Origin of the sequence: Ureibacillus sp. MALMAid1270, assembly GCF_049202975.1 — a bacterium.
Lineage (GTDB): Bacteria > Bacillota > Bacilli > Bacillales_A > Planococcaceae > Ureibacillus.
This window is the reverse complement of sequence record NZ_JBMIRP010000047.1, coordinates 1-5662: the sequence shown is the minus strand read 5'-3', so window position 1 is coordinate 5662 and position 5662 is coordinate 1. Positions and strand designations below refer to the sequence as shown.

Sequence of the window (5662 nt, the reverse complement as noted above, 5' to 3'; positions counted from 1 at the left end):
TAATGGCAATAGGTTTCTTTGTCATGGACATTTTTGAAAATACAATGAAAATAATGAGTGTGCAGGCCATTCCAATCCAATTTCCAGTAATTTTGGTTCATTTCACCCAGAAAAATTGTTATTTATTCCGAGACTCTATATCATTTAAAGCGACGATTCCTGGAAGTTCTTTTCCTTCCATTAACTCAAGACTCGCACCGCCACCAGTTGAAACATGGTCCATTTTTTCTGCTACACCGAATTTTTCAACTGCCGCTGCTGAATCTCCACCACCGATAACTGTATATCCAGAAGTTTCAGCCATTGCTTCTGCAACTGCTTTTGTTCCATTTGCAAATGGATCCATTTCGAATACGCCCATTGGTCCATTCCAAATAATTAACTTAGAGTCTTTAATAATGTCAGCATATTTAGCCGCTGTTTTCGGTCCGATATCAAGTCCCATCCAGTCTTCTGGAATGCTATCGATATCCACTGTTTTTGTTTCAGCATCTTTTGAGAATTCATTTGCCACAACTGCATCGATTGGTAAATGAAGCTGAACGCCTTTTTCTTTCGCTTTTTCGATAAAACCTTTTGCTAATTCAATTTTATCTTCTTCAACTAAAGATTTCCCGATTGAGTAGCCTTCTGCTTTCGTAAATGTGTAAGAAAGGCCACCACCGATTAATAAATGATCTACTTTATCAAGCAGATTTTCAATTACGCCGATTTTATCTTTTACTTTTGCTCCACCGATGATTGCAGTAAATGGTCTTTCTGGATTAGATAATGCTTTTCCAAGTACATCTAATTCTTTTTCCATTAATAAACCAGATACTGCTGGAATATGTTTTGCAATTCCTTCAGTTGTAGCATGAGCACGGTGAGCGGCACCAAATGCATCGTTTACGTAAATATCAGCTAATCCAGCAAATTGTTTTGCAAGTTCTTCATCATTCTTTTCTTCACCTTTATGGAAACGAACATTTTCAAGAAGAACGACTTCTCCTTCTTGCATTGAAGCAATTGTGTTTTCCACTTGCTCGCCAATGGATTCATCTAATTTTTTCACTGGTTGATTTAAAAGTTCAGCTAAGCGTTTTCCAACAGCTGTAAGGCGCATGTCTTCATTTACTTCACCTTTTGGTCTTCCTAAGTGTGAAGCAAGAATTACTTTAGCTCCTCTACCGATTAAGTTTTCGATTGTTGGAATCGCCGCACGAATTCGAGTATCGTCTGTAATGTTGCCATCTTCCATTGGTACATTAAAATCGACACGAACAAATACGCGCTTTCCTTTTACATCAACGTCATTCATCGTCTTCTTTGAAAACATGAAGAAAATCCTCCTATTACCGTAACACTGGTGTTGTTGTTTTTACTTTATTTCGTGTTTTTTAAATTGAAAGAGCGATGGGTAAGCCACCGCTCCTTTTACCCTCCATAATTATAAATGGAAATATCTATAAAGGCTATACTTAATGTATAATTTAAGGCTGAATATGTTACACTTTTTCGAATGTTGTTCAAATCTACCTTGGCGTGTATACGACATCAATTGCAGACATTACAACACTTAATTCAAATTCGAATAAAATGAATCAGTATAACACATTTAAATTAGAAGCCTTGCTCTGCCATATAAAGCGCTAGGTCAATTAAACGGCTAGAATAGCCAATTTCATTGTCATACCAAGCTAAGACTTTGATCATATTATCTTCTAATACCATTGTTGAAAGGCCGTCAACAGTTGAAGAGTTTGAATTTCCATTATAGTCAATTGAAACTAATGGTAATTCGTTATAACCTAAAATACCTTTAAGCTCACCTTCAGCTGCTTCTTTTAATGCTTCATTTACTTCCTCGATTGTAACTTTTGTATTTAGTTCCGCAACAAAGTCAACACATGATACATTTGGTGTTGGAACACGCATAGAGAAACCATCTAATTTCCCTTTTAGATGGGGTAAAACTTTTGCTACCGCAATCGCTGCACCAGTTGTTGTTGGAATCATTGAAACTGCACCAGCACGAGCTCTTCTTGGGTCGCTATGCGGGAAGTCTAAAATACGTTGGTCGTTTGTATAAGAATGAATTGTCGTCATAAGACCGCGTTTAATGCCGAATTTTTGATCTAATACCATTGCTACTGGAGCTAAACAGTTCGTTGTACAAGAAGCGTTTGAAATAACATCTTCTGTTCTAGAATAGTTTGTATGGTTTACGCCCATTACGTAAGTTGGCATTTCACCTTTTGAAGGAGCCGAAAGAATAGCTTTCTTCGCACCTGCTTGAACGTGCTTAGATACTTCTTCCATTGATCTGAATCGGCCTGTTGATTCAATAACAACATCAATATCTAATTCGCCCCAAGGTAGCTTGGATGGATCTTTTTCAGAAAATACACGAACTCGATTTCCATTAACGATAAAAGCATCATCATCAGATTCGACATTTGCATCATAAATTCCGTGAATTGAGTCATATTTTAATAAATGCGCTAATTGGTGTGCGTCCGTTAAATCATTTACAGCAACCACTTCAAATTGTTCATTTAACATTGCTTCACGAAACACTAATCTTCCAATTCGCCCAAATCCATTAATCGCAATTTTTATAGTCATACGAATTTCCTCCAATAATGCATTTTTTTCATATCAATTTTATTTTTGCCTTTTAAGAAAAATATTAACCATTGTTTTATGGTAAATTCCTGTTCATTTCATCTATGAACTTAATTCATCTAACAATGTGACGTAATCAATAATGCCGGACTGGATTACTTTTCCGTCTTTTTCAACAACAGGAATCATCAACATATACTTTTCATGCAGTTCGTCGGAGTCTTCAATGTTAATGACTTCAATTTGAAAAGGTATGTCTTCTTGAACTAATTTTAAAGTTGCTAATCCTTCTTCACACAATGAACAATTGGGTCGACTGTAAAATTTAACCGACATTCTTATACCTCCTGTTTTCTTACCATATATTGTATCAGAAATGTTGAATAATCAAAAATAAGCTACACAAACTAATTTTCGTACGATCTTACATCATTTAAGGAGGATAAAAAATGACCAATAATTTCATGGATCAATCACAATCAATGCAAACAAATATGCCACTTTCAATGAATCACGGTGCACACGAGGTGTTAGATGTTCATGAAGTACTTAGTGCTTCAATTGGCGCATTGAATACATTTATCTTCTTCCGTCCTCATGTTCAAGACCAAGAACTTCTAAATATTTTAGACCGACAATATGCATTTATGCTGGATGAATACAACATTACTGTAGAATGTTTTAAAACTGGACAAGATCCAAGTCATCCAACACGTTCATACAAAATGCAAATGGGTAACGACTCTAAATACGGCTTAACACCTGGCCAACCTAAGAAACCAATGCAATCACCAAATGAAATAAACGACGGAATTATTTCAGGTTTCTTATTAAATTGCCACAAAATGGGTGCTACTGGTAAAGCAACTGCTGCCTTAGAATCAACTAACCCTGTTGTACGCCGTGTATTACAAGACTCTATTCCAAACTGCATTGAAATGGCATACGAGTTATCACTGTACCAAAACAAAAAAGGCTATTACCAAATTCCTCAGCTTTCTCAAGCCGACATGCAAGTGATGTTAAACATGTATGGACAAGCTGATAAAGCACAGGATATGCCTAGCTAATTAATTTGATGAAGAGACCACCTTTCACGTGAAAGGTGGTCTTAATCATTGATAGATGAAGGACACTTGGATATGATTTTGGCTTCCTTTCGTACTTCATTGACCTTATGAAGGACACTTCTTTATGATTTCCGCTACTTTTTTTCTTCATCGATCTTATGAAGGACAGTTCTTCATGATTTCCGCTGCCTTTTGTCCTTCATCGATCTTATGAAGGACACTTCTCCATGATTTCCGCTGTCTTTTGTCCTTCATCCACATGAGTGACACTTCGCTGCAACCCCCATTAATTACCATTATTTTCATTCTCTTTTGGAACAGAAAAAACCCCATCCAATACACACGAACGTATGCATCGAATGGGATTTCATTTCATTTCATTTCATTCATTAATTCAATTATAATACTTTCCCTAAAAACGCTTTTGTACGATCGTTTTTTGGGTTAGTGAATAATTCGCTTGGTAAGCCTTCTTCCACAATGTAGCCGCCATCCATGAAAATGACTCTGTCTGCTACTTCGCGGGCGAAGCCCATTTCGTGAGTTACGACGATCATCGTCATACCTTCTTTTGCTAATTGTTTCATAACATCTAGAACTTCCTGAACCATTTCTGGGTCAAGAGCAGAAGTTGGTTCATCAAATAGCATGACTTTCGGCTTCATCGCTAACGCACGTGCAATAGCAACACGTTGCTGCTGACCACCTGATAATTGTTGCGGATAGTTATCAGCTTTTTCGCGAAGTCCAACTTTATCTAATAACTCTAAAGCAAGTTCATCAGCAGCTTTTTTATCCATTTTACGGATTAACATCGGTGCCATTGTAATATTATCGATGACCGACATATGCGGGAACAGATTAAACTGCTGGAATACCATTCCAACTTCCGTACGAATATCATTAATATTCGTTTTCGGATCGTTTACCTGTGCTCCGCCAATATAAACAGCACCATTTGTAATCTCTTCAAGTAAATTGATACATCTTAAAAATGTACTTTTACCAGAACCAGAAGGACCGATTACACAAACTACTTCTTGTTCTGCTATTTCACAGTTGATGCCTTTAAGTACTTCTAGTTTCCCAAAAGTTTTGTGTAGGTTTTCAACTTTTATCATCTTGCAACCCGCCCTTCTTTAGCTTTTCGCGGATTGTAATCTACGCTAAATCGTTTTTCAATAAATGCAATAACTTTTGTTACGATATAAGTTAAGATTAAGTATAGAAGTGCTGCTACTAAGTATGGTTCCCAGAAGATATAGTATGCACCTGTTACAACTTTTGCGGCATATAGAATATCGTTTGCAGCAATAACTGTTACTAGGGAAGAATCTTTTAATAGCGCAATAAATTCATTTCCTAAAGGCGGAATCATGCGACGGAACGCTTGCGGTAAAATAACTTTTCGCATTGCTTGCCATTTTGTTAACCCAAGTGAACGTGCAGCTTCCATTTGCCCTTTATCGATCGATTGAATACCAGCACGGATAATTTCAGCATTATATGCAGCACTGTTTAACACTAACGCTGTAATCCCCGACACAATAGGACCAAAGGATTGACCAAATACTGTCGGAATAACAGCTAAATCAATGATTAAGATTTGTACAAGCATTGGCGTTCCGCGGAAAAGGTCCACATAAATTTTACTTGGCCAATAAATCAATTTCTTTTTTGTAGTTTGACCTAAGCCAAGTAAAATACCAAATATGATACCACCAATATAACCACTAATTGTTAGTAATATTGTAATCCAGATACCACGTAGAAATAGTTCTCGGTAGTTCCAGATTATGTCCCAGCGAAAATCAAAGATGTCCATCTGAAACTCCTCCTTTTTATTAGATAGACTCTCGGCATTCGCCGAGCTTTGTGGTTCAAGGATTTTCCTCAAACCAATTTATTTCATCCCTCCTATTTTAGGTGGGATTTTTTAATGTTCATTTTTTTAAAACTGGAAATTAATTATCAAAATATTTTCA

General features: G+C 36.6%; 6 protein-coding genes. 1 reads left to right on the top strand and 5 read right to left on the bottom strand.

The genetic code is table 11. The features are described 5' to 3' along the window. Positions 1-118 precede the first annotated feature (118 nt). The 3 genes from ACOQFO_RS05880 to ACOQFO_RS05870 form a co-directional block, all read right to left on the bottom strand. A complete protein-coding gene (locus ACOQFO_RS05880) occupies positions 119-1318 on the bottom strand; it encodes a phosphoglycerate kinase (RefSeq protein WP_421688769.1) in 1200 nt (399 codons plus the stop codon). 284 nt (positions 1319-1602) lie between these two features. Then, positions 1603-2607 carry a type I glyceraldehyde-3-phosphate dehydrogenase gene (gene gap / locus ACOQFO_RS05875; RefSeq protein WP_421688768.1) on the bottom strand — a complete coding sequence of 335 codons (1005 nt, stop codon included), beginning with the start codon at positions 2605-2607 and terminating at the stop codon, positions 1603-1605. 102 nt (positions 2608-2709) lie between these two features. After that, positions 2710-2943 (bottom strand): glutaredoxin family protein, encoded by a 234-nt coding sequence (locus ACOQFO_RS05870; protein ID WP_421688767.1) that lies wholly within the window; start codon positions 2941-2943, stop codon positions 2710-2712. A gap of 113 nt (positions 2944-3056) precedes the next feature. On the opposite strand from ACOQFO_RS05870, the gene ACOQFO_RS05865 reads away from it, so the two are divergent. Further along, positions 3057-3677, top strand: a complete 621-nt coding sequence (locus tag ACOQFO_RS05865; RefSeq protein WP_421688766.1) for a spore coat protein — start codon at positions 3057-3059, stop codon at positions 3675-3677. 398 nt (positions 3678-4075) lie between these two features. Here the strand turns inward: ACOQFO_RS05865 and ACOQFO_RS05860 are convergent, their stop codons facing one another. Together ACOQFO_RS05860 and ACOQFO_RS05855 are read right to left on the bottom strand one after the other, a co-directional pair. Next, positions 4076-4798: an amino acid ABC transporter ATP-binding protein gene (locus tag ACOQFO_RS05860; protein ID WP_421688765.1), complete on the bottom strand. Its 723-nt coding sequence runs from the start codon at positions 4796-4798 to the stop codon at positions 4076-4078. After that, a complete protein-coding gene (locus ACOQFO_RS05855; RefSeq protein ID WP_421688764.1) occupies positions 4795-5502 on the bottom strand; it encodes an amino acid ABC transporter permease in 708 nt (235 codons plus the stop codon). The genes ACOQFO_RS05860 and ACOQFO_RS05855 overlap by 4 nt, the downstream gene beginning before the upstream one ends. Positions 5503-5662: the final 160 nt, after the last annotated feature.

Coding starts and splice junctions, on each gene's coding strand:
- ACOQFO_RS05855 (WP_421688764.1), bottom strand. CDS start 5,502: ATGGACATCTTTGATTTTCGCTGGGACATAATCTGGAACTACCGAGAA.
- gap (WP_421688768.1), bottom strand. CDS start 2,607: ATGACTATAAAAATTGCGATTAATGGATTTGGGCGAATTGGAAGATTA.
- ACOQFO_RS05860 (WP_421688765.1), bottom strand. CDS start 4,798: ATGATAAAAGTTGAAAACCTACACAAAACTTTTGGGAAACTAGAAGTA.
- ACOQFO_RS05865 (WP_421688766.1), top strand. CDS start 3,057: ATGACCAATAATTTCATGGATCAATCACAATCAATGCAAACAAATATG.
- ACOQFO_RS05880 (WP_421688769.1), bottom strand. CDS start 1,318: ATGTTTTCAAAGAAGACGATGAATGACGTTGATGTAAAAGGAAAGCGC.
- ACOQFO_RS05870 (WP_421688767.1), bottom strand. CDS start 2,943: ATGTCGGTTAAATTTTACAGTCGACCCAATTGTTCATTGTGTGAAGAA.